Source organism: Moheibacter stercoris (assembly GCF_040545805.1).
Lineage (GTDB): Bacteria > Bacteroidota > Bacteroidia > Flavobacteriales > Weeksellaceae > Moheibacter > Moheibacter stercoris.
Genome location: NZ_JBEPMO010000028.1, coordinates 1 through 21,652, shown reverse-complemented (window position 1 = coordinate 21,652; position 21,652 = coordinate 1). Strand labels below are relative to the sequence as shown.

Below are 21,652 nucleotides of genomic sequence, written 5' to 3'. Positions count from 1 at the left end.
CTCCAGAAAAAAGACACAAAAAAATCCGAAGAAATAAAATCTCTCCGGATTTAAATTATAGTTAATAACTGTCAATCTATTTTAGGACTAGTCATTGTATTTGATTTACAAGGAAAATGAATAAAAACGCAAGCAACAAGCACCATTACTAAATCGTTACCGGCAACGTTTTCCTCTCTTGTAAACTACTCTTTATAAGCGACTTTGAGCTTTATTAATCTTTTTTATGAAAAAAATGTGATTAATCACATAATTCTAACATATCTGCTTTGAATTCTTCCCAAGTTTGTTCTCCTAAAGGTAAAGTCTGAACCACGATTCCACCTACAGAAATCGTATACTCATTGCTCCCTTTTTTACAATATTTCATCACTGAACCTGTTTGACTACAAGTAAAACATCCTCCACCTCCATCATCATCTCCTGAACATCCGACAAATGCTAAAGAACCAATTAAGGTAAACGCAATCAAAGTAAATTTTTTCATAGTTTGTTAAATTCTAATTGTTGAGAGTGTAAACATACTAAAATATTTGAAGAATAAAAGTTTGACTCTAACTATCTTATAAAAAAATTACCTGAAAAAATCGAAACCTAAAAGTTTGGTTGAGAAAATTAATTATCAACTTCCACTACTTCTGCGTCGGGAGCGTTGTTCATCACCGATTCTATTCCATTTTTTGCACCTGCCTCGCTTTCGTACATTTGGCTTGTTCCAATCACTTGTCCATTTGCAGCTTTCAAATTGAACATCCATTTTTCTGAAACGGTTTGTTTCAATTCAAAATTGGAAGCATCTTTTGCATTCTTTTTTACGGATTCGATTCCATTTTGACATCCTGCTTTTTGTGCATATCCTTCACTAGCCAAAATATTTTGGTGATTTTTTGCTTTTAAACGAAAACGAAACTCCCCTGCTTTGTCTTGATAAATTTCAAACATTTGATTAATTTTAAAAGGTTATTTCTACAAGTGTACTAATTTTTAAAGAATTTTCCAATGAAAGCATTTTTCAGTTTTATTCTGTTTGGATTCCTTTTGCAAATCAGCTTTGCACAGAAAATATATTCAACCGATTGGAAGTCTGACGCTGATGTAAAGGTTTTTGTAACCGAATGGAAATCAGATGCGGATTTGATCGTTTATAAAACAACTTGGAAATCTGACGCGGACAAAAACGAAGGAATTTGGTTTTTCACCGAATGGAAATCGGATGCGGACAAAAAAATCTATTTTACCGATTGGAAATCAGATGCCGATGTCATCATCTACTTTTCGGAATACAAAAGCGATGCCGGATGGAAAAATAAATCCAAACAGCATTTGTTTTATTGAATTTAAACGAATTCCTCAATTACACAAAAGCGCTAAATCCTGTAATAGAACGCCCTACAATCAAAGTATTGATTTCTTTGGTTCCTTCGTAGGAATAAATCGCTTCGGCATCGGCTACAAATCTCGCCACATTGTGTTCCAATAAAATTCCGTTTCCGCCCATCACTTCTCTTGCTCCTCGCACAATATCTCTCGTTCGAAGCGTACAAAATACTTTCGCCAAAGAAGCGTGTTCATCTTTTAATTGACCTAAATCTTGTAATTCTGACAAACGAAACACCAAGGTTTGCATTGCCGTGAGATTGGAAATCATTTCAACCAAATGGTTTTGAATCAACTGAAAAGAGGCAATGGGTTTCCCAAATTGTTTTCGGTTTTGGGTATAAACCAAGGCATTTTCATAAGCACCACGCGCACAACCAACCGCCATCCAAGCGACTCCTGCCCTCGTCATACGCAAGACATTGGCTGTATTTTTAAAAGAATTGGCGAGCGGTAATCTATCTTTTTCTTCGACCACACAATTGGTCAAGGTAATTAATCCATTTTGAACAATTCGTAAGGCCATTTTCCCTTTGATTTTTTCTACTTGAAATCCAGGATTTTCTTTTCGCACCAAAAATCCTTTCACTTCACCATCTGCTTCATCTTTCGCCCAAATCACCACCACATCGGCAAAGGTTGCATTGCCAATCCATTTTTTCTGTCCGTTGAGCACCCATCCATCAGCCGTCAATTTACAGGTCGTCGTCAATCCGCCGGCAGCGCCCGATCCAACTTCGGGTTCCGTCAATCCAAACGCACCAATTTTTTGCATTTTGTTCATTGCGGGTAACCATTCTTGTTTTTGATCTTCTGAACCACACATATAAATAGAACCCATTGTCAAACCACTTTGAACCCCGAAAAAAGTGGCAATCGAAGCATCGACTCTCGCCATTTCCATTGCGAGAATTCCTTCCATCAAAAAAGGTAAGTTGGGACAACCGTATCCATCATAGGTGACGCCTGCTAAACCCAGTTCACCCATTTTTGGAATTAATTCGTAGGGAAATTCATCGCGCAACCAATAATCGTTGACAATCGGATTGACTTCTTCTTCCATAAAATTTCGGACTTTTAATTGAAGGGCTTGTTGTTCGAGTGTTAGTTTGTCACTCAATTCATAAAAGTCGGGATTGATTTCGGGAAGTTCTTTTTTGGTTTGGGAAGAATTGAGCATTTTCAATAATCCTTGCATCTGCTTTTCATCCAATTTGGATAATTCTTTCATTGCCGCAGACAAATCCACTTTTTTGTTCAGTTCAATGATTTGGCCTAAATCCATTTCTTGAAATAAATGAAAGGCTTGACGAAGGTTCTTGAAAATTCCCATAGTGTATAATTTTGATTTCCTTAAAATTAGGTCAAAATTTATACCCAAATAAAAAAGGGCTGGAAAACCAACCCTTTTCTATCGTATTTGAAATTGAATTTATAAGAATTTCTCTGCTACTTCTTGCGAAACTCCGGTATTGTTGTAACCTCCATCGTTGTACAAGTTTTGCATCGTTACTTTTTTGGTCAAGTCAGAGAACATAGCGACAATATAGTTGGCACAATCTTCTGCTGTTGCATTTCCAAGTGGAGACATTTCGTCAGCGAATTTCATAAAACCACTAAATCCTTTTACTCCTTGACCTGCAGTTGTAGGCGTTGGAGATTGAGAAATCGTGTTAACACGTACATTTTTTTCTTTGCCCCAGAAATATCCGAAACTTCTAGTGATTGATTCCAAATAGGCTTTGTTATCGGCCATATCGTTATAATCTGGGAATGTTCTTTGCGCAGCGATGTAGGTCAAAGCAAGGATACTTCCCCACTCGTTCATACAATCTTTGTCCCAAGCAGTTTTCATCACTTTGTGAAAAGAAACGGCTGAAATATCCCAACCTTTGGTCAAGAAATTATAGTCAACATCGGTATAATGTTTTCCTTTACGAACGTTGATACTCATACCAATCGAATGCAATACGAAATCGATTTTGCCCCATTTTTCAATGGCTCTATCAAACAAATTGGAAAGATCTTCCATAGAAGTTGCATCTGCTCCTACTACTTCCGAACCTGTTTTTTCTGCCAATCCATTTAATTCACCCATACGCAAAGCAACTGGCGCATTGGTTAAAATAAATTCAGCTCCTTCTTCGTGGCATTTTTCTGCCGCTTTCCAAGCAATTGAATTCGCATCTAAGGCTCCAAAAATAATTCCTTTCTTTCCTTTTAATAATCCGTATGACATAGCTTATTTGTTTGTTTTAAAGTTCAAAAATAATGTTTTTTGTTTGATGAGAAACAAAACACCGAAGATGTTTTTCTTTAGGTGAATTTTGATTCTAATTCCGGATGGTTAAATAGATGCGAATATATTTCCATTTTTTCGGATTGAAATAAGCAAATGTCGTTGATAAATAAATGCGTAAAATGCTTGGATTCCAAGTCCAAAATGCCAAAAGATTCCATCGTTTGACTTTGCAAAATAACACCTTTTCGCATTGGAGATTTTCCATTTAATCGATAATTCACCAAATCATTTTCGTAAATATCCCGATGAAATTTATCTTGAATCCCAACGTGACGATCGATTTTATTGTATTCTTTTAAATTGTACCAAGCTTGTTCCACCGAATTTCCTTTCAGTAAAATTCCTTCATCCAATTCCTCTGCATAACCAATAATGGTGGAATTAATTCGTAAGCGGTATTTAGATTTTTGATTCATCTCGGGTAAATTTCGTTAATTTTGGCGAGATGTATAAAGTAGTTCCCAAAAAACGTTATCAACATACCTTGGAATTGGTCGATCAATTTCTATCTCCCAACGAAAAAATTCTCGATTTGGGTGTAGAAAACCCTTTGTCCAATTTAATTCGTGAAAAAGGATTTGATGTCACCAATACAGGCGGAGAAGATTTGGATGATCATTACGAGCATTTAAAAGATTATGATGTCGAAGTCGTAACCGCTTTTGAAATAGTGGAGCACTTTTTAAATCCTTATTCGATTATTAAAAATTTACCCGGAAAGAAACTTTTGGTAACGGTTCCTTTGAAATTATGGTTTGCTGATCCGTATCGAAATATGGACGACATCCGCGATTGGCATTACCACGAATTTACCGATTGGCAATTGGACCGATTGTTGGAAAAAGCCGGATGGGAAATAAAATTCCGAAAGAAATGGACCAATCCTTCAGGGAAAATCGGAATTAGACCTTTGTTAAGAAGAATTACACCACGCTATTACGCGGTTTATGCTGAACGAAAATAAGTTGACATACAGCATCATCCTTCCCGCGCACAATGAAGAAAAATACATTGAAAATGCGCTTGAATCTATTGTTCAACAAACCTATTTACCGCAAGAACTCATAGTAGTCAACGATAATTCAACTGATGCAACGGCTGCAATCATTCAAGAGTATGTTGCAAAATTTTCCTTTATCAAAACCTTACATTCTGAAAATAAATCCACTACGCACGAACCCGGAAGCAAAATCGTGAACGCTTTCTACAAAGGGTTTGAACAGATTCAAAAAGATTGGGATATTATTGTAAAGTTGGATGCCGATGTGATTCTTCCGGCTAATTATTTCGAAGAAATCTGTCGCGAATTTCAGAACAATCCGAAAATTGGAATAGCAGGCGGATTGGCAATGATCGAACAAAATGGGGAATGGACGTTTGAAAAAATCGGGAACAAAAAACAAGTTCGTGGACCATTCAAAGCTTATTCAAAAGCTTGTTTTCAAAAAATTGGTGGATTAAAAAAATCCATCGGTTGGGATACGGTCGATGAATTGCTTGCACACTATCATCAATTCGAAATCAAAGTTCGTGAAGATTTGAAAGTGAAATTACAGAAGCCAACGGGTTCAGCTTATCAAAGTATTCACGCAGAAAAAACAGGTCAAGGATTTTACAAAATGGACTATGGATTCTTAATTAGTCTCATTGCAGCATCAAAATCTGCTTGGCAAAAGAAAAATTTTTCTGTTTTCTTTTCCACGATGAATGGATTCATTAAATCCGCTCTGAACCCTGACCAAAAGATGGTTACAAGCGAAGAAGGTAAATTCATTCGTCAATTTAGATGGCAAGGAATTCTTAAAAAATTGGTAAATCGACACTAATTTTTTGTTAAACGAAATTTTCGTACATACTAAATCGATTTCTTTGTCGTTACATATGCAGAGAATCATTCTCATATTAGTAGTTTATTTTAGCTTTTTGGATGTTGTTCTTTCTCAAGAGAAGGAAATTTTCGTTCAAGTCATCATCGATGACGAGGAAGAAGAACATCCGGGAAGCGTCTACCTCTTCAATCCACGTACAAAATCTGGAAAATTTATCGACTCATTTGGAAGAGTTCAACTTATGGCTCAAGAAAATGATGTTCTTTATGTAGAATCCGATTTCTATGAAAACCGAACGATTCTGATTACTCCAAATTTATTCGAAAAAGGAAAAATCAATCTTCATTTGGCTATTTTAACCATAGAATTGGACGAAGCCAAAATCCGTCAATTTACACTTACAGGCGATTTGGTTCAAGATGCAAAAAACGTCAAGTTTCGGGATACCATTGGGCAAGTTTATGCCAATTTAGGTATTCGTGAAAAAGATGTTCCACCACCCAATCCTTCGGGGCAAAAAGTCGATAAGTTTCGAGTGATCGATGTTATAACCTTGAAAATTCCGAAAATTATAGGCGAATTAAATGGATACAACAAACGACAGCGAGAACTATTTGCCTACGAAAAGCACCAAGAAAACATTCAATTAATAAGAGAAAAATGGACGGAAGAATATTTCGTAGAATATTTAAAAATTCCCTCATTTAAAATCCTAGAATTTCTTTCCTTTGCTTACGAGTCATCCGATATTTTGGCCAAGGTTGAGAACAATCATATGATGGAAGCTGAAACAATTTTAGAAAGTTTTGCGACCAATTATCTTGAACGACTTAATAATTCATCCAGAATCAATGAATACTAAACTATTTCTTCTTTGCCTTTTCTTATTTGGTTTGTTGCATGCGCAAGAAAAAACCATAACGGGTAGAATCATCATTGATTTGGAGGATTTTTCTGCTGAAGGAATTTTCATCACCAATTCGCGGACCCAAATCACCTCGGTTACCGATTTGACAGGAAGTTTTACCGTTAAAGCTCAAGCAGGAGATTTGTTATTGATTCGTTCCGATTTTTATGAATCAAGAAGTTTCGAAATCAATGAAAACCTTTTGAAAAAGGATTTACTAACCATCCATTTGAGTCTACAAACCATAGTTTTGGATGAAGCGGTTATCACCAAAAAGTTAACGGGATATTTAGACATTGACGCCAAATACAGTGGGAAAAAGGATGTGGTGACAAAACTTTATGATGAATTGGGCGTAAATCCTGACGCAAGCAAACTTCGCGATTCTTCTAATTTCACTTTGGGCAAGGACATTTCTTTGATGCATGTCAACGTGGAGAAAATATTTGAATCCATAACCGGCGATTTGCGTAGACGGCAAAATTTGTATGCATTTGAAGGAAAAGAATTCAAAATAAAAGAAATTCAGGACTTTTTTGGCGAGGACTACTTTGTCAAAGATTTAGAAATCCCGAAAGAAAAAATACGCGAATTTGTTTATTACTCCTACGAAACAAACACGCAAATTCCGATTTCCTTGGACAATCAAAACTTTTTATCGATCATGATTGAATTGCAAAAAACAGCTCCTTTGTATTTGACCAGATTGAAAAATTGGGATGCACCATTGTTGGAATCCGAATAAGTAATTGGAGGAAATCTATTATATTCGTCCTTATTTAGATTTCAATGAAAAATTCCTTTCAAACCCTCTTTTTACTTCTTTTTACAATAAGTTCTTATGGGCAGTTAAAATACCCAAGTTTACTCTGGGAAATCAAAAAAGACAATGAAAGACCTTCTTATTTGTATGGAACCATGCATGTTAGCGAGAGAATCGCTTTTCATTTATCGGATGTGTTTTTTGAAAAATTAATTTCAACTGACAAAATAGCCTTGGAATCCAATCCAGAAATTTGGATGGATGAAATGCAAAAATCTCCCGAATTATCTTTGATGGGAAATGGATTTGGAACAGGACTTTTCTACACCAATTTTTTATTGGAACCACTTCAAACGGTTCATATCAAAGAGTCCTTTCTATTTAATAAGATGATGTTAAATGGAATTCTGTATAGAACCTATGATCAAATGAGTGATTATCAGGAAGATACCTATTTGGATATGTTTATTTATCAAACTGGAAAACGTACCAATCGAGAAATTGTTAGCCTAGAAGATTTTGAAGAATCTAGAGATTTGGTTAACAAGGCGATGAAATCCAACCGAAATTTCGATCCGCCTGCTTGGGCAAAGAAACTATTGATGGAAAAACCTCTAAATGTCTTGTTGGAAAATGCATATCGCGACAAAAATTTGGATATGATTGATTCCATCAGTATAGGAACCAATTCACCCAAATACAACGAATACATGTTGTTTCAACGAAATGACAACATGGTTCATCGAATGGATTCTATTTTTCAAAAAGGTCAAACTTTGTTTATAGGAATTGGTGCTGCTCATTTACCTGGACCCAATGGTGTTATTGAAAAACTTCGCGAAAAAGGATACCAAGTATCGCCTATTTTGGGCGAATACACGCAAAAAGGAAAAGCCGAAAAAGAACGTTTGGATCATGCCTTTCAATTTTCAAATTACACAAAATCCTCAACTTCTGACCAAATAATATCCGTCAATTCGGCGTCGAAATTTTATGAATTTGATTTTGGTGGATTGGGAATTTCACTTTCACCCGATTTGAAAAATGGATCATTTGTGAACATCATTCGTTTGAAAAAATTTGATTTCCTGAGAAAAGACAACCATCGCTCGGGAATCAGTAAAATTGATAGTTTGTTGTTTGAAAATATTCCGGGGAGAATCATCAAAAAAGAGCAAACCAAAATCAACGGATTTGATGTCCTTGACGTGACGAATAAAACCAAAGATGGCGACCACCAACGCTATTGGTTTATCTCCACGCCTATTGAATATCTTTTGGTTTCGATGATCGGAAAATATGAATTTGTCGATGTCAACAGCCAATCCATCCGAAATTCTCTTCAAATCAAACCCATGGATTCACAATGGGTAAAGACTTCACCAATTCGAGGAGGTTATGAGGTTTTGATGCCAGCTTATCATACTATTTCGACAAATGACCCAACGATTGTTTGGGCCAATAATCCACAGATTTATGGATATGATGCAACCGATGATTCCCATTATTTCGTCATGGAAAAATCCTTGAATGATGTTGATTATTTGGAGGATACGGAATTTGAATTGAAACGAATTCATTATGAATTCTACCGAAATTTAAAAATCGATTCGTTGAATGGAAATTTAGACAAATCGAAAAATTCATTCACATCAGAAGGAAATTTAAATGATGAGAAAACAATTCGTTTGAAATCGGTCATCAAAGGATCTCATTATTATCTTTTGGGATCAACAGGAAATTCATCTCAAACGAATAAATTCTTTGATAGTTTCCAATTGAATGAATTTCACTACCTAAATGAACCAATAGTTCATCAAGACACTACATTGAATATGTCTGTGAGAACACAATTCAAACCTGTTAGAAATCCTTACGAATACGAAGCTTATGCTTATGGATATGGAGATCCGTCAGAAAAAAATCATTTTGAAGGAATCAACAAATCCAGAGATTTTCATTCAGATTCTCGACAAAATATAACCGTGAATTACCGAACCTTTGATCGCTACGAATCCTACGAAAAAATTGATTCTTTGTGGAACGAAATCATCAAAAACAATGATGAAATGTATGATTTTGAATTGGAATCCAAGAAAATTTCCACCACAGCGCAAGGCGATCATCGCATGGATGCTCATTTCAAGAAAAAGGGTTCCGAACAAAAAGTCAAAGCTGCGTATATCACCAATGGAAACTATTATTATTCCTTGAAAACTTTGGTTCCATTAAATTACCAAGGAAATGATTCTTTTATTGAGGATTTCTTTTCGAGTATTAAACCGAATGCTTCTGAAACCCAAACTTCTATATTTGAAAATAAGATGAATTTATTTCTGGAAGATTTGAATAGTTCAGAAGATAGCATCCGTTCTTCTGCATTGAAGTCGATCAATCAAATCAAATTCAAAAATGAAGACTTACCGACCTTGGTAAATCTTTTGGAGAATCATGAATTTTCAGAGGAAGAAGAAACCTATAAAAATCAATTGTTCAAAAAAATCGCCAATCTCAATCATCCAAAAGCCAAAGAATTTTTGACGAACTTCTACCATAAAAATACCGATGATAGCAATGTTCAAATTGCGGTTATTGAAAGCATGGCTTCCAAAGATTCGGATGAAGATTACACAACCATGATGGCATTGTTAAAAGATGATTTGCCTTTACCAAGTTCGCCAATGATGGTGAGTTCTTTCTTCACTCAATTAAAATTGAATCAAAAGAAATCGGCTAAAATTCTACCTGATTTGATGAATTTCAAAAGCATACCAGAATACCAAAACCAAATCATTTCCTTGGCTGCCGAATTGGTGGATAGTGGAGCCATTCAACCATCAAAATTAAAATCACATCGAAAAGATTTGTTGACTTTAGGAAAATTAGAATTAAAACGTTCCTATAGCGCTTGGAAGGCTTCTAATCAAGAATATGGATTTGATAATGAAATCGATCGTTTGATGCATTCTGTAACTTATGATTCATACAATGAATATGGTTCTCCGTTTACAATGCTTAAAAATTATTTGGTTTTATTGCAACCATTTTCAACCGATAAGGGCATCAAAGAATTTTTACAAAAAGTAGATCAATTGGAAGTCCCAGAATTGATGTTGTATAGTTTGGAGCAGAAACTTAAAAACAAAGATGAAATTCCAACTAATTTGTTGAAAATATTATTAAATGAGGATAAAAATGCTTTGGCAATTTACAAAATTTACAAAGAAGAAGATCGTTTAAAGGATTTGCCCAAAGAAATCAACTATACTCAAGTTGCCAAATCTATTATGATAAATGGACTTTACAATTTTGATGAGAAAAAGGATTCCTTGGAATTTCTAACCAAACGTAAGGTGAGTTACAAAGACAAATCCTTTGAGGTTTTCTTTTTCAAGTACAAATCCAAAAATCAATATACGATGATGGATGTAACCGAAATTCATAGCGTGGGGATAGAAATAGACGAAGATTCTAGTTTAAAAGTAGAGCTGGAATCCATCCATAGCAATGACCCAAGCGAATATATAGACGAAGAATCCTTGGAAAAAACCATTATAAATGATCTAGACAAAGTGCTATTTGGAGAGAAAAAACGTGCCAGTTTCGTGGATCGTTACAACCTTCCGATGTCGATGTATTAAACTATATTAGAGCTGAATTTCTAAGGTTTCAGCTCTTTATTCCAAAATTTAAAAAGTTGAATTTTTTAGATATTATTTTCAATCTACATCAACACCTTGACCAAAAAATTCCATTTCTTTGGTTTGATAATCATCCATTAACGTTCTAAATTCTTCTCGACTTAAAAACTTTCCTTTTTTAGGTTGTGAAATATTAAAGGTTTTGTTTTTATCATCTAATTCAATCATTTCAACAACCTTAATTCTTGTTATATCTTTGGCTTTAGTTGAAGAAATTTCTACTTCCAAAATTAAACCTGGCAGTCCCCAAAAATTTTTAGGACCATCTTTGAAAGCTAATTTTGGTGCATACCATGCAGTAATTATTTTTGCAGTATCAACAACCGAAACGGCTTTTCTAACTTCATATTGAAGAATTTCTTTTGTATCTTTCTCTAATTTCCATTCGTAATTAGGCAATGAATCTTTTATTCTAAATTGTCTATTTAAAAATGAAACTTCTTCTACGAAATAATTTTCCTTTATGTTTTTATACAGATGTTTACCAGCAGGATTCATAACTACAATAATATTTTCAGAAGTCTGAGAGTTGTTAATTCTCTCCAAAGGAAGAAATGAAGAGGTTTCCTTATTCAAAACTAATTCGTAAGGATATTTAGCTTGTTGAGCTTCAAGTATAACATCTGCCAAATTAGAATTACTTGCTTTTATCCCCATAATCGAAATTTCATCTAAGTCAATTTCCTGGGAAGCTTCATACATAACCTTCAATGAATTTTGTCCATAAATGGATTGGAGATTAGAACATAAAAAAAGCAATAAAAAAAGAAATATAAACTTAAAATAATTCATAATCATTTACTTTAAATAGGTAGAACAATGAATTTAAAGTTAGAAATATTTCTGAATGATATAGAATTTTTGATCACTAATTTTTGATCTCTAATTTTTGATCTCTAATTTTTCTTTCTAACTTCAAAAATCAAGCAACATTCCCCAATTTATTGTTACTCGATACCTGATACTTCATACTCGATACCTGATACTTGATACTTGATACTTGACACCTAACACCAACTACCAAAAAAAAACTTTAAACATTAAACTTTAAACTCCATACCTTACCTTTGACCTCATGGAATTAAGAAGTGCCAATCTCACCCGATACATCCTACCCTTGCGCGAAGGTGGCTCCTTGCCTGCTTTGGCGGAAGCCGATGATGGATTTAAATATGTCGTAAAATTCAAAGGATCTGGACACCGGGAAAAATCGGTGATTGCAGAGCTTTTGGGTGGTGAAATCGCACGAAAATTGGGATTCAAAGTTCCCGAACTCATTTTTCTTTGCCTCGATGAAGCATTTGGTCGAACCGAAGCCGATGAAGAAATTCAAGATTTACTACAAGCTAGTCAAGGACTCAATTTGGGATTGCATTTTTTGTCTGGATCCATCAATTACGATCCCAATGTGATGAAAATCGATCCGAAACTAGCGTCTGAAATCGTTTGGTTAGATGCCTATATCACCAATGTAGATCGAACCTTTCGCAACACCAATATGCTGATGTGGCACAAAGAATTATGGCTGATTGACCATGGTTCCAGTTTTTATTTCCATCATTCTTGGGACAATTGGGAAAAACAAGCCCAAAGCCCATTTGCCTTTATCAAGGACCATGTACTATTGCCTTTCGCTTCCGAAATTCAAGAAGCAGAAGACCGATTAAAACCTTTGATGACCGATGAATTCATTGACGAATTGGTGCGACTCCTACCCGACGAATGGCTCAATTGGGATTATGATTTAGAACCCAATGACCTACGTAAAGTTTATGCAGATTTCCTGAAAATCAGACGAGATAATTCCCAACTATTTGTAAAAGAAGCCCAAAATGCAAGACAAAATCTTATATGAATATGCGGTAATTCGAATCTTCCCTAAAGTGGAACGAGAAGAATTCATCAATGCGGGAATTATGATTTATGCCAAATCGGAAAAACGAATTTGGATCAAAACCTTTTTCAATGAAACCAAATTCCGTGCATATGAAACCGAATTGGACGAAGAACAAGTCAAACTCAATTTGAAATCTTTTGAACTCATTGCAAACGGTGACAAAGAAGGCGGACCTATAGCCCAAATGGATGTTGCATCGAGATTTCGTTGGATGACCGCTGTTAGAAGTTCTTGCATTCAAACTTCACGTCCGCATCCAGGATTTTCAGATGATGTAGAAAAGACCTTGAACTGTTTGTTTGAGGAACAAGTTGGATAAGGTTTCAAACCACATAGGAACATAGTTTGTCTTGAATATTTTATAGTTATGGATAGTGAACTTCGTTCCATAGATTTTCATATTCTAATCTCCTTAATGTTTTAAAGAACCAAAGTCAGAATAAATTTTTCTTTTACCCTAACCCTAAAGGGCGAAAAATTTATTAGATTAAACCTTCACGAAACTTTGCGTATTCTTTGCGGCTCTTTGCGTAATAAATAACCAAATCTCGATATCCATCTGTCATTTTGAGCGGAACGCAGTGAAGTCGAAAAATCTAAGATTCTTCATTCTGCTTCGCGCCATTCAGAATGACAATCGACTCCTTTGTCATTGCGATCTCGAATGTCATTGCGATCTCGAATGTCATTGCGAGGAACGAAGCAATCTGGAGAAGCAATCTAATGAACCCTAATTAGAATAAATTTTCCTTTCCCCTAACCCTAAAGGGTGAAAAATATATTTGCTTAAACCTTTGCGAAACTTTGTGTTTTCTTTGCGGCTCTTTGCGTAATAAATAACTAAATTATAAAACCACATAGAAACATAGTTTGTCCTGAATATTTTAAAGTTATGGATAGTGAACTTCGTTCCATAGAATTTCATATTCTAATCTCCTTAATTTCCTTAATGTTTTAAAGAACCAAAGTCAGAATAAATTTTTCTTTTACCCTAACCCTAAAGGGCGAAAAATTTATTTATTTAAACCTTCGCTAAACTTCGCTAAACTTTGCGTAATAAAAAACCACATAGAAACATAGTTTGTCCTGAATATTTCAAAGTTATGGATAGTGAACTTCGTTCCATAGATTTTCATATTCTAATCTCCTTAATGTTTTAAAGAACCAAAGTCAGAATAAATTTTTCTTTTACCCTAACCCTAAAGGGCGAAAAATTTATTTATTTAAACCTTCGCGAAACTTTGTGTATTCTTTGCGGCTCTTTTCTTAATAAATAACCAAATCTCGATATCCATCTGTCATTTTGAGCGGAACGCAGTGAAGTCGAAAAATCTAAGATTCTTCATTCTGCTTCGCGCCATTCAGAATGACAATCGACTCCTTTGTCATTACGATCCGTATGTCAATGCGATCTCGAATGTCATTGCGAGGAACGAAGCAATCTAATGAACCCTAATTAGAATAAATTTTCCTTTCCCCTAACCCTAAAGGGTGTGAAAATTTATTTATTTAAACCTTTGCGAAACTTTGTGTATTCTTTGCGGCTCTTTTCTTAATAAATAACTAAAGCTTTATATTCATATATCATTTTGAGCATTTGATATTAAGAGGAGAAACGCATTTTCGATAATAATAAAGACCTACTTCCTACTTTGCCTCATCCTCTTCGGACCATACCACAGCCAGAAACCCGTGATGGTAAACAACAACAAAGCCAATCCCATGATGCTTGTATAAACCAATTTGAAATATTCCCCTTTTGTATTGAAATAATAATCGAGGATGGAACCGTCGTGAATGTTTTCAATAATATCAGAACGACGTTTTTCAATATGCAGTAATTCCCCCGTTGCTCCATCAAGTTGAATTCCCCAAAAATGATCGAGAAAAACAAACTTCACCATCCCTTTGTCTTTTCTCACATCAATTCGTTCTAAATCCAATTTTAAATCTTTATCGACAGATTCATGCAAATGATAAACTGCAATGCTATGCAAAGAATCGAGTGGCAACCAATCTTTTAAATCGGTAGAAGTACCCTGATAGGATTTCGGAAGAATCATTCCGTTGCTATGCTTTTTCCATCCTAGTAAAAGCCCAGTTACAGAAACCACAAAAAAGAAAATGAAAAGTAAAGCACCTGTTGTCCGATGCACTTTTCTAAATATTCGTAAAATTTTGGCTTGTTTCTTTCTATCAGTCGATTTGCTCATGAAACAAAACTATTAAAAAAATCGAATTTCGAATTTCGAACTTCGCAGAATCACAAATAGGACTCAAACTTAAACTGAGCCACCGTCATCGCATCGGCACCCGAAAATAAATCCTCAATGATTCTGATGCATTGTCCACGATTGCAAATGGCCTGATAAATTCCATGCTTCGAGTGATCGGGAATTTCCACCATCCACATAAACGCATTGAACTTATAAAACTGAACCACAATATTCTGTTCGTTCACAATCCCAAATGAACTACCATCGTCCTCTGGCAATTGATCAAAAACCTCCAATGCTTGTTCCAAAACCGCCTCTAGCGGGAAATCCATTGGTATTTTAACTTGTTCCGAAATATTATCAAAAAATAGTTTCATGGATAGATTCTTAAAGTAAAAATAGAAAATTCCACTTAGTTTTACCAAGATGAAGAAAATTCCTTCAATAATTCTTATTTTAGCCCTCGATTTCAGGGAAAATCTGAATAACCTAAATTAAAATTTATAAAGATGAAATTTGATATAGCAGTAATCGGAAGCGGACCAGGCGGATACGTAGCAGCCATTCGTGCAGCACAATTGGGCAAAAAAGTTGCCGTAATTGAAAAAGCAGAACTTGGTGGAATTTGTTTGAATTGGGGATGTATCCCAACCAAAGCATTGTTAAAAAGTGCTCAAGTTTTCAAATATTTAAACCATGCAGAAGATTTCGGTTTCAACAAACCCGAAAACATTTCCTACGAATTTGAAAACATCGTAAAACGTAGCCGTGGTGTAGCTGACACGATGAGCAAAGGTGTTCAATTCTTGATGAAAAAGAACAAAATTGAAGTCATCAAAGGTGAAGCTACTGTAAAACCAGGAAAGAAAATCATGGTAAAAGTTGAAGATGGCGTTTCCAACGAAGTTTCTGCAGATCATATCATCATCGCAACAGGTGGTCGCTCTCGCGAATTACCAAGCTTGCCGCAAGACGGTAAAAAAGTAATCGGATACCGTGGTGCTTTGAGTTTACCTACTCAACCTAAATCCATGATTGTGGTAGGTAGTGGTGCTATCGGAGTAGAATTCGCTTATTTCTATCATACATTGGGTGTAAAAGTAACCATCGTTGAGTTTATGCCTAGAATCGTTCCAGTTGAGGACGAAGATGTTTCCAAACAATTGGAAAAATCCTTCAAAAAAGCAGGAATTAACATCATGACCAATGCTGAAGTTACTTCGGTTGATACCTCAGGTGAAGGTGTGAAAGCGACTGTAAAAACCAAAAACGGCGAAGAAGTATTGGAAGCAGACATCGTCCTTTCGGCTGTTGGAGTTGTGGCAAACATCGAGAACATCGGACTAGAAGACGTAGGAATCCAAACGGAAAGAGGAAAAATCAAAATCAACGATTTCTGTCAAACCAATGTTGCCGGCTATTATGCAATTGGTGACGTGGTTCACGGACAAGATTTGGCGCACGTTGCATCGGCGCAAGCGATCTTATGTGTGGAGAAAATCGCTGGAGAACATGTTGAAGCGATTGATTTCAACAATGTACCAGGTTGTACCTACTGTTCGCCAGAGATTGCGTCTGTCGGATTTACCGAAGCCAAAGCAAAAGAAGCAGGTTACGACGTGAAAGTGGGGAAATTCCCTTTCTCTGCCAACGGTAAAGCGGTTGCAAACGGTGCTGCTGACGGATTTGTAAAAGTGATTTTCGATGCGAAATACGGCGAATGGTTAGGATGCCATATCATCGGGGATGGTGCTACGGAATTGATTGCTGAAGCAGTTGTTGCTCGTAAATTGGAAACAACCGCTCACGAAATCATGAAATCCATCCACCCTCACCCAACCATGTCAGAAGCGATCATGGAAGCGGTTGAAGATGCATACGGACACGCGATTCATATTTAATTTTTGATTGCAGATTTTAGATCTAAGATTTAAAACCATCATACACAAACGGCAGAGATTTTTCTTTGCCGTTTTTCATTGCGAGAAGTTGGTGCAACTTCAAAGCATTCCACAAATTCACACCTATCCTATCTGTCATTGCGAGGAGGAGGAACGACGACGAAGCAATCTTTAAGAAGCAATCTCCAGCTATCCGTTCCTATCTTTTTGATTGCCTTGTTTTTTGTTCTCACAAAAAAGGAGTTCACCTCCATTCCACTCTTTTTTCTGGACAAAAAATCGGCGGCAATTCAAAAAGGATATCCACTGCTATCTGGGCTAATTAAAATTAGAATTCTGAAAGTAGAATGTAAAAACCATCATTCCATCGGAATAAAAGTTTTGTAGCTAAAATTAATCTATCGTCTATTTATTTTTAAAATTAGTTATCTCTACATTTACTTCACCGTTATCAAAATAAACCCAAATATCGCCGAGATTAAATTCAAACACATTCCAAATACCTTCATCTTCTATTTTCTTCACTTTAAGATCCACCCAATTTATTTCCACCTTAATTTCCATTCTTTCCTCACCTTTTGTGACAATTATTATAGGAAAACTAGCGTGATTCATTTTATAAAATTGGATTAAATCTTCTGGATCATCATAAAGATGAGAAGTAGTAGGAGAATATAATTCAACCGAAATTTTATCTTGAAATGGTAGAACATTCATTAATTCATCTTCAAATTTTAAATCGGTTTTACTTTCTAAATACTGAATTTTTGGAACTTTAACCATTTCCACATATTCGGGTTTCATTAATTTTCCATCTACTCTAATTTTATATGCCCCACATGTTTGTCCCATTGCAAAATGGGCAGTGAAAATTATAAAGAAGAAAAAATATAGTTGTTTCATAACGATCTATTCAAAGATTTTAATCAATTCTCCTAAATGTATCAATATTTCCTCCTGAAGAAATATCATATCCAAACTTTAGGATATTTCCCTCTATAGAATCAACGGTTGAAACGGAATGTTCAGGATAATTTTCTCCTATCAAACTTAAAATCGTATCATTTAGGGTATAAGTGAATTTCAATCCATAAATGCTATAATCATCCTGAAGTTCCACATTTTCGCCAATGTTTATTTTCAAGGTACCATCATTGAAAAATTGATACACATAATCACCTTCATTGAAATAGCGAGTATCCCAACCACCCGTAATGCTCATTAGTTCCCACTTCCCTACGATGGGGTGATCGTCTGGTTGGACTTGTTGCGATTCATCATCGTTATTGCAAGAGAGAATTACGAAAGAGGAAAATATGCAAACAAGAATTAATACAATTTTTTTCATGATGTTTAATTCAAAAGGATTTGGTTTAAAAAGATTAAGCAATACATAATTTAGTGCTTATTTAATTTATAATTAATTGAAAAGCTTCAATCTTTAGCAAACTTATAAATAAAAGAAGCATCATAGGATGATTGTTCACCCAATATCAAAGTGTCTGATTCAATACGAAATGGATATGTTAAACTATTTTGACCTTCTGGCATATAATCAAGATCAAATGTCACCCTATCTTCTACTTCATCTAAATAATAATTCTGGGAGCCAGAAACATGATATGGATGTAACAATGCCAATACTGTATTGTTTATTTCCATATTAATTGTTCTAATAATTTCATTACCATTTTTAAACTCCCATACAACTTCATTTGGTAGAAATGTTATGGCATCTCCCATGCCCGCTTTTTTGGAAATCAAATGCCATTTTCCTACGATTGGTTGATTATCCGATTGGACTTGTTGTGATTCATCATCGTTGTTGCATGAGAGAATGGTAAATAAAGATAAGATAGTTGTTAAAATTAAAGTGTATGTTTTCATCATAATATTTTAAAAAATATTAACAAATATATTTTAGTTAATCTTTAGCATTTGACTGAATAACCAATTTTAATTTCTTATAAATTTTCTATACAAACCATCAGCACCAGGATTTTCAAAAATTTCTAAAGTGTCTTGATCTATTATGAAATTTTTCTCGTAATGAATAGTGGGATAAAGAATACTTGTCAACACAATTTCACCCTCTATTGTATTGATGTTATATGTATAATCGGAACCTAAAAAGGGAGGTATAAAGGTGTCAGCAGGATGTGGTTCAACTCCTATTCTTAACTCAACATTCATGGTTTCGTCATTTTTGAAATCCCATACAATATCCTCCATATTAAAATTCATCGATGGATTCAACCCTCCAGAAATAAAAACTAAACTCCACTTTCCTTCAATTGGGTGAGGTTCGGGAGGTTGGGTTGGGTTGTCATCGTTGTTGCAAGACAGAATGGTAAATAATGATAAGAGGATTGTTAAAATTAAAGTGTATGTTTTCATAACGATATGTTTAATAATGTCATATTGATTCTTTAAGAATACCGATTAATTTCTTTTGAAAGTCAATTTCAAACCGCCACCACCAGCTGGACCATAAAAATCTTCTCCAATGATTAAAGTATCACTGGAAATGTGAAATGGATGATTTAAATATCCTTCATCAGGCATATAGCCAAGTTCAAAATGAATTTGATTTTCATTTAAAGAATATTCATAAGTACCAAGAATATGAAAAGGAAATAACATGCTACGGATTAGATGCTCTTCTTCCTCTATATTGATTTCAATCTCAACATTATTTTGATTAAATGTCCAAATTACTTCATCAGTCGTATAGGTTGTGGGGTTCAAATCTCCTTCTTTTTTAAGCAATTCCCACTTTCCTTCAATTGGATGGGGTTGTTGTTCTTCATTTTCATCGTCGTTGTTACATGAGAGAATTACGAAAAAGGAAAGGAAATATATAAAAATATGTAAAATATTATTCATGTAGTATTAGTTTTAAGTTAATTACAAGTATTTTAAATGTAGGAATTTAATTCTAACCCAACAAATGTATTTCTACATATAATAAGGTATTACATCTTTCAGTTTCAATAAATAAAATACTTGATACTCATTTTTGCTCCTCTAACTTCTAACCTTTACCTTTGCCCCTCAAATGATTTGAAAATGAACTATTGCAACAACATATTGGAAACCATTGGGAACACTCCCTTGGTGAAAATCAACCAAATCACCAAAGAAATACCGGCTTTGGTCTTGGCTAAAGTAGAAACCTTTAACCCTGGAAACTCGGTAAAAGACCGTATGGCGATCAAGATGATCGAAGACGCAGAAGCAGACGGTCGCTTACAACCAGGAGGAACCATCATTGAGGGTACGTCTGGAAACACGGGTATGGGTTTGGCGTTGGGTGCCATCATCAAAGGGTACAAACTCATCTGTGTGATTTCTGACAAACAGTCCAAAGAAAAGATGGACATCTTGCGTGCCGTGGGTGCGAAAGTTGTCGTTTGTCCGACTGACGTTGAACCAGATGATCCGCGTTCCTATTATTCAGTTTCGAAACGCTTGGCAGAAGAAACGCCGAATGCTTGGTATGTGAACCAATATGACAATCCGTCTAACGCGATTGCGCATTACGAACAAACGGGACCTGAAATCTGGGAACAAACCGAAGGGAAAATCACGCACTTTGTTGTGGGTGTTGGAACGGGAGGAACGATTTCGGGTGTTGCGAAATATTTGAAAGAAAAGAAACCGAACATCAAGATTTGGGGAGTCGATACCTATGGTTCGGTGTTCAAAAAGTACCATGAAACAGGGATTTTTGACGAAAACGAAATCTATAGTTATATTACGGAAGGAATCGGGGAAGATATTTTACCGAAAAATGTGGATTTCTCTTTGATCGATGGTTTTACCAAAGTAACCGATAAAGATGCGGCGGTGTATACACGTAGAATTGCCAAAGAAGAAGGAATCTTTGTGGGGAATTCGGCGGGTTCTGCGATCAAAGGAGTATTGCAGTTGAAAGATGAATTCAAACCAGACGATGTGGTAGTTGTCTTATTTCACGACCATGGAAGCCGTTATGTTGGGAAGATGTTCAACGATGATTGGATGCGTGAGCGCGGATTCCTTGACGAGGAAATCACAACTGCTGCGGACTTGATCAAAGACCATATCGAATTGCCATTGGTGACCGTGAAAACAGAAGAATTGGTTTCGCATGCGATTGACCGAATGAAGAAGTATGAAATTTCTCAAATTCCAGTCGTAGATGTGAATGGTTTTGTGGGTTCGCTTGATGAAGCACAATTGTTCCGTGCATTTTTTGAAGACAAAGACCTTGCAGACAAGCCTACGAAATCCTTGATGGGAAAACCGTTCCCAATTGTAAAAGCCAATGCTCCGATTGAGGAAATATCGAAATTGATTGATAAAGATAACAATGCTGTCTTGGTGGAATTGGAAAATGGAAAACACCAGATTTTGACGAAGCATGATATTATTAAAGCGATTCGTTAAGTAGGGAGTTGGAAGATGGAGGTTTTGAGATTACTTCGTCGAACTGCTTTCTCCTCTTAAAGATAATCCTTATAGAAAATAAAAACCCTGTTCTGATAGTTATCGGGACAGGGTTTTGTGTTTTATGCGAAAGAACTTTCAGATGGTTGTTTCGCAAAGGTTTAAGCAAATAAATTTTCTAACCCTTTAAGGTTGGGGAAAGGAAAATTTAGTGTGACTAGTTTTTTTTTTAAAACATTAAGGAAATTAAGGTGATTAGAACATGAAATTCTATGGAACGAAGTTCACTATCCACGACTGTAAAATTTTCAGAGTTTCTATGTATCTA

General features: G+C 35.4%; 23 protein-coding genes. 10 read left to right on the top strand and 13 right to left on the bottom strand.

Annotated elements, in window-relative coordinates; translation table 11 throughout:
* Positions 1-241 precede the first annotated feature (241 nt).
* The gene (locus ABID46_RS13105) at positions 242-487 is read right to left on the bottom strand and encodes a hypothetical protein (protein ID WP_354510842.1); all 246 of its coding nucleotides are present in this window, start codon (positions 485-487) and stop codon (positions 242-244) included.
* Between the two features lie 128 nt (positions 488-615).
* Positions 616-942 (bottom strand): YegP family protein, encoded by a 327-nt coding sequence (locus ABID46_RS13100; RefSeq protein ID WP_354510840.1) that lies wholly within the window; start codon positions 940-942, stop codon positions 616-618.
* Between the two features lie 57 nt (positions 943-999).
* On the opposite strand from ABID46_RS13100, the gene ABID46_RS13095 reads away from it, so the two are divergent.
* Positions 1,000-1,335, top strand: coding sequence for a 7(1) septoil knot domain-containing protein (locus ABID46_RS13095; protein ID WP_354510838.1), 336 nt, complete (start codon positions 1,000-1,002; stop codon positions 1,333-1,335).
* A 19-nt stretch (positions 1,336-1,354) separates the two neighbouring features.
* Here ABID46_RS13095 and ABID46_RS13090 read toward each other — a convergent pair whose 3' ends face one another.
* The 3 genes from ABID46_RS13090 to ABID46_RS13080 all read right to left on the bottom strand — a co-directional run bounded on the left by ABID46_RS13090 (position 1,355) and on the right by ABID46_RS13080 (position 4,095).
* Positions 1,355-2,662: an acyl-CoA dehydrogenase family protein gene (locus tag ABID46_RS13090; RefSeq protein ID WP_435529332.1), complete on the bottom strand. Its 1,308-nt coding sequence runs from the start codon at positions 2,660-2,662 to the stop codon at positions 1,355-1,357.
* Positions 2,663-2,809: 147 nt separating this feature from the next.
* Positions 2,810-3,616, bottom strand: a complete 807-nt coding sequence (locus ABID46_RS13085; RefSeq protein ID WP_354510834.1) for an enoyl-ACP reductase FabI — start codon at positions 3,614-3,616, stop codon at positions 2,810-2,812.
* 77 nt (positions 3,617-3,693) lie between these two features.
* Positions 3,694-4,095: a hypothetical protein gene (locus tag ABID46_RS13080; RefSeq protein ID WP_354510832.1), complete on the bottom strand. Its 402-nt coding sequence runs from the start codon at positions 4,093-4,095 to the stop codon at positions 3,694-3,696.
* A gap of 29 nt (positions 4,096-4,124) precedes the next feature.
* On the opposite strand from ABID46_RS13080, the gene ABID46_RS13075 reads away from it, so the two are divergent.
* The 5 genes from ABID46_RS13075 to ABID46_RS13055 are packed head-to-tail and all read left to right on the top strand — an operon-like array spanning position 4,125 to position 10,819.
* The gene (locus tag ABID46_RS13075; RefSeq protein ID WP_354510831.1) at positions 4,125-4,643 is read left to right on the top strand and encodes a class I SAM-dependent methyltransferase; all 519 of its coding nucleotides are present in this window, start codon (positions 4,125-4,127) and stop codon (positions 4,641-4,643) included.
* A gap of 1 nt (position 4,644) precedes the next feature.
* Positions 4,645-5,505 carry a glycosyltransferase family 2 protein gene (locus tag ABID46_RS13070; RefSeq protein WP_354510829.1) on the top strand — a complete coding sequence of 287 codons (861 nt, stop codon included), beginning with the start codon at positions 4,645-4,647 and terminating at the stop codon, positions 5,503-5,505.
* Positions 5,506-5,560: 55 nt separating this feature from the next.
* Positions 5,561-6,370: a hypothetical protein gene (locus ABID46_RS13065; RefSeq protein WP_354510827.1), complete on the top strand. Its 810-nt coding sequence runs from the start codon at positions 5,561-5,563 to the stop codon at positions 6,368-6,370.
* The gene (locus tag ABID46_RS13060) at positions 6,360-7,160 is read left to right on the top strand and encodes a hypothetical protein (RefSeq protein WP_354510825.1); all 801 of its coding nucleotides are present in this window, start codon (positions 6,360-6,362) and stop codon (positions 7,158-7,160) included. The genes ABID46_RS13065 and ABID46_RS13060 overlap by 11 nt, the downstream gene beginning before the upstream one ends.
* 44 nt (positions 7,161-7,204) lie before the next feature.
* Positions 7,205-10,819, top strand: a complete 3,615-nt coding sequence (locus ABID46_RS13055) for a TraB/GumN family protein (RefSeq protein ID WP_354510823.1) — start codon at positions 7,205-7,207, stop codon at positions 10,817-10,819.
* Between the two features lie 78 nt (positions 10,820-10,897).
* On the opposite strand, the gene ABID46_RS13050 is transcribed toward ABID46_RS13055, so the two are convergent.
* On the bottom strand, positions 10,898-11,671 hold the full coding sequence (locus tag ABID46_RS13050; protein WP_354510821.1) for a GLPGLI family protein: 774 nt from the start codon (positions 11,669-11,671) through the stop codon (positions 10,898-10,900).
* 283 nt (positions 11,672-11,954) lie between these two features.
* Here ABID46_RS13050 and ABID46_RS13045 point away from each other — a divergent pair, with 283 nt between their 5' ends.
* Together ABID46_RS13045 and ABID46_RS13040 are read left to right on the top strand one after the other, a co-directional pair.
* Positions 11,955-12,734: a HipA family kinase gene (locus tag ABID46_RS13045; protein ID WP_354510819.1), complete on the top strand. Its 780-nt coding sequence runs from the start codon at positions 11,955-11,957 to the stop codon at positions 12,732-12,734.
* On the top strand, positions 12,712-13,095 hold the full coding sequence (locus tag ABID46_RS13040) for a DUF3037 domain-containing protein (RefSeq protein WP_354510817.1): 384 nt from the start codon (positions 12,712-12,714) through the stop codon (positions 13,093-13,095). The genes ABID46_RS13045 and ABID46_RS13040 overlap by 23 nt, the downstream gene beginning before the upstream one ends.
* A 1,321-nt stretch (positions 13,096-14,416) precedes the next feature.
* On the opposite strand, the gene ABID46_RS13035 is transcribed toward ABID46_RS13040, so the two are convergent.
* Complete coding sequence (locus tag ABID46_RS13035; protein WP_354510815.1) at positions 14,417-14,989, bottom strand: PepSY domain-containing protein; 573 nt, start codon at positions 14,987-14,989, stop codon at positions 14,417-14,419.
* A 50-nt stretch (positions 14,990-15,039) separates the two neighbouring features.
* A complete protein-coding gene (locus ABID46_RS13030) occupies positions 15,040-15,369 on the bottom strand; it encodes a hypothetical protein (protein ID WP_354510813.1) in 330 nt (109 codons plus the stop codon).
* Between the two features lie 132 nt (positions 15,370-15,501).
* Between ABID46_RS13030 and lpdA the strand changes: the two genes are divergently transcribed.
* Positions 15,502-16,893: a dihydrolipoyl dehydrogenase gene (gene lpdA, locus ABID46_RS13025; protein ID WP_354510811.1), complete on the top strand. Its 1,392-nt coding sequence runs from the start codon at positions 15,502-15,504 to the stop codon at positions 16,891-16,893.
* A 405-nt stretch (positions 16,894-17,298) separates the two neighbouring features.
* Here lpdA and ABID46_RS13020 read toward each other — a convergent pair whose 3' ends face one another.
* The 5 genes from ABID46_RS13020 to ABID46_RS13000 all read right to left on the bottom strand — a co-directional run bounded on the left by ABID46_RS13020 (position 17,299) and on the right by ABID46_RS13000 (position 19,779).
* Positions 17,299-17,796, bottom strand: a complete 498-nt coding sequence (locus tag ABID46_RS13020; protein ID WP_354510809.1) for a hypothetical protein — start codon at positions 17,794-17,796, stop codon at positions 17,299-17,301.
* Between the two features lie 19 nt (positions 17,797-17,815).
* On the bottom strand, positions 17,816-18,241 hold the full coding sequence (locus tag ABID46_RS13015; protein WP_354510807.1) for a hypothetical protein: 426 nt from the start codon (positions 18,239-18,241) through the stop codon (positions 17,816-17,818).
* An 86-nt stretch (positions 18,242-18,327) separates the two neighbouring features.
* Positions 18,328-18,783, bottom strand: coding sequence for a hypothetical protein (locus tag ABID46_RS13010; protein ID WP_354510805.1), 456 nt, complete (start codon positions 18,781-18,783; stop codon positions 18,328-18,330).
* A gap of 66 nt (positions 18,784-18,849) precedes the next feature.
* Complete coding sequence (locus ABID46_RS13005) at positions 18,850-19,290, bottom strand: hypothetical protein (RefSeq protein ID WP_354510803.1); 441 nt, start codon at positions 19,288-19,290, stop codon at positions 18,850-18,852.
* 45 nt (positions 19,291-19,335) lie between these two features.
* Positions 19,336-19,779: a hypothetical protein gene (locus ABID46_RS13000; protein ID WP_354510801.1), complete on the bottom strand. Its 444-nt coding sequence runs from the start codon at positions 19,777-19,779 to the stop codon at positions 19,336-19,338.
* Between the two features lie 183 nt (positions 19,780-19,962).
* On the opposite strand from ABID46_RS13000, the gene ABID46_RS12995 reads away from it, so the two are divergent.
* Positions 19,963-21,324, top strand: a complete 1,362-nt coding sequence (locus ABID46_RS12995) for a pyridoxal-phosphate dependent enzyme (protein WP_354510799.1) — start codon at positions 19,963-19,965, stop codon at positions 21,322-21,324.
* The last annotated feature ends 328 nt before the right edge of the window (positions 21,325-21,652 follow it).

Bases quoted from the DNA above. Each gene is read 5' to 3' on its own strand.
- ABID46_RS13105 (WP_354510842.1), bottom strand. From the start codon at position 487: ATGAAAAAATTTACTTTGATTGCGTTTACCTTAATTGGTTCTTTAGCA.
- ABID46_RS13100 (WP_354510840.1), bottom strand. From the start codon at position 942: ATGTTTGAAATTTATCAAGACAAAGCAGGGGAGTTTCGTTTTCGTTTA.
- ABID46_RS13095 (WP_354510838.1), top strand. From the start codon at position 1,000: ATGAAAGCATTTTTCAGTTTTATTCTGTTTGGATTCCTTTTGCAAATC.
- ABID46_RS13090 (WP_435529332.1), bottom strand. From the start codon at position 2,662: ATGGATTTAGGCCAAATCATTGAACTGAACAAAAAAGTGGATTTGTCT.
- ABID46_RS13085 (WP_354510834.1), bottom strand. From the start codon at position 3,616: ATGTCATACGGATTATTAAAAGGAAAGAAAGGAATTATTTTTGGAGCC.
- ABID46_RS13080 (WP_354510832.1), bottom strand. From the start codon at position 4,095: ATGAATCAAAAATCTAAATACCGCTTACGAATTAATTCCACCATTATT.
- ABID46_RS13075 (WP_354510831.1), top strand. From the start codon at position 4,125: ATGTATAAAGTAGTTCCCAAAAAACGTTATCAACATACCTTGGAATTG.
- ABID46_RS13065 (WP_354510827.1), top strand. From the start codon at position 5,561: ATGCAGAGAATCATTCTCATATTAGTAGTTTATTTTAGCTTTTTGGAT.
- ABID46_RS13060 (WP_354510825.1), top strand. From the start codon at position 6,360: ATGAATACTAAACTATTTCTTCTTTGCCTTTTCTTATTTGGTTTGTTG.
- ABID46_RS13055 (WP_354510823.1), top strand. From the start codon at position 7,205: ATGAAAAATTCCTTTCAAACCCTCTTTTTACTTCTTTTTACAATAAGT.
- ABID46_RS13050 (WP_354510821.1), bottom strand. From the start codon at position 11,671: ATGAATTATTTTAAGTTTATATTTCTTTTTTTATTGCTTTTTTTATGT.
- ABID46_RS13045 (WP_354510819.1), top strand. From the start codon at position 11,955: ATGGAATTAAGAAGTGCCAATCTCACCCGATACATCCTACCCTTGCGC.
- ABID46_RS13040 (WP_354510817.1), top strand. From the start codon at position 12,712: ATGCAAGACAAAATCTTATATGAATATGCGGTAATTCGAATCTTCCCT.
- ABID46_RS13035 (WP_354510815.1), bottom strand. From the start codon at position 14,989: ATGAGCAAATCGACTGATAGAAAGAAACAAGCCAAAATTTTACGAATA.
- ABID46_RS13030 (WP_354510813.1), bottom strand. From the start codon at position 15,369: ATGAAACTATTTTTTGATAATATTTCGGAACAAGTTAAAATACCAATG.
- lpdA (WP_354510811.1), top strand. From the start codon at position 15,502: ATGAAATTTGATATAGCAGTAATCGGAAGCGGACCAGGCGGATACGTA.
- ABID46_RS13020 (WP_354510809.1), bottom strand. From the start codon at position 17,796: ATGAAACAACTATATTTTTTCTTCTTTATAATTTTCACTGCCCATTTT.
- ABID46_RS13015 (WP_354510807.1), bottom strand. From the start codon at position 18,241: ATGAAAAAAATTGTATTAATTCTTGTTTGCATATTTTCCTCTTTCGTA.
- ABID46_RS13010 (WP_354510805.1), bottom strand. From the start codon at position 18,783: ATGATGAAAACATACACTTTAATTTTAACAACTATCTTATCTTTATTT.
- ABID46_RS13005 (WP_354510803.1), bottom strand. From the start codon at position 19,290: ATGAAAACATACACTTTAATTTTAACAATCCTCTTATCATTATTTACC.
- ABID46_RS13000 (WP_354510801.1), bottom strand. From the start codon at position 19,779: ATGAATAATATTTTACATATTTTTATATATTTCCTTTCCTTTTTCGTA.
- ABID46_RS12995 (WP_354510799.1), top strand. From the start codon at position 19,963: ATGAACTATTGCAACAACATATTGGAAACCATTGGGAACACTCCCTTG.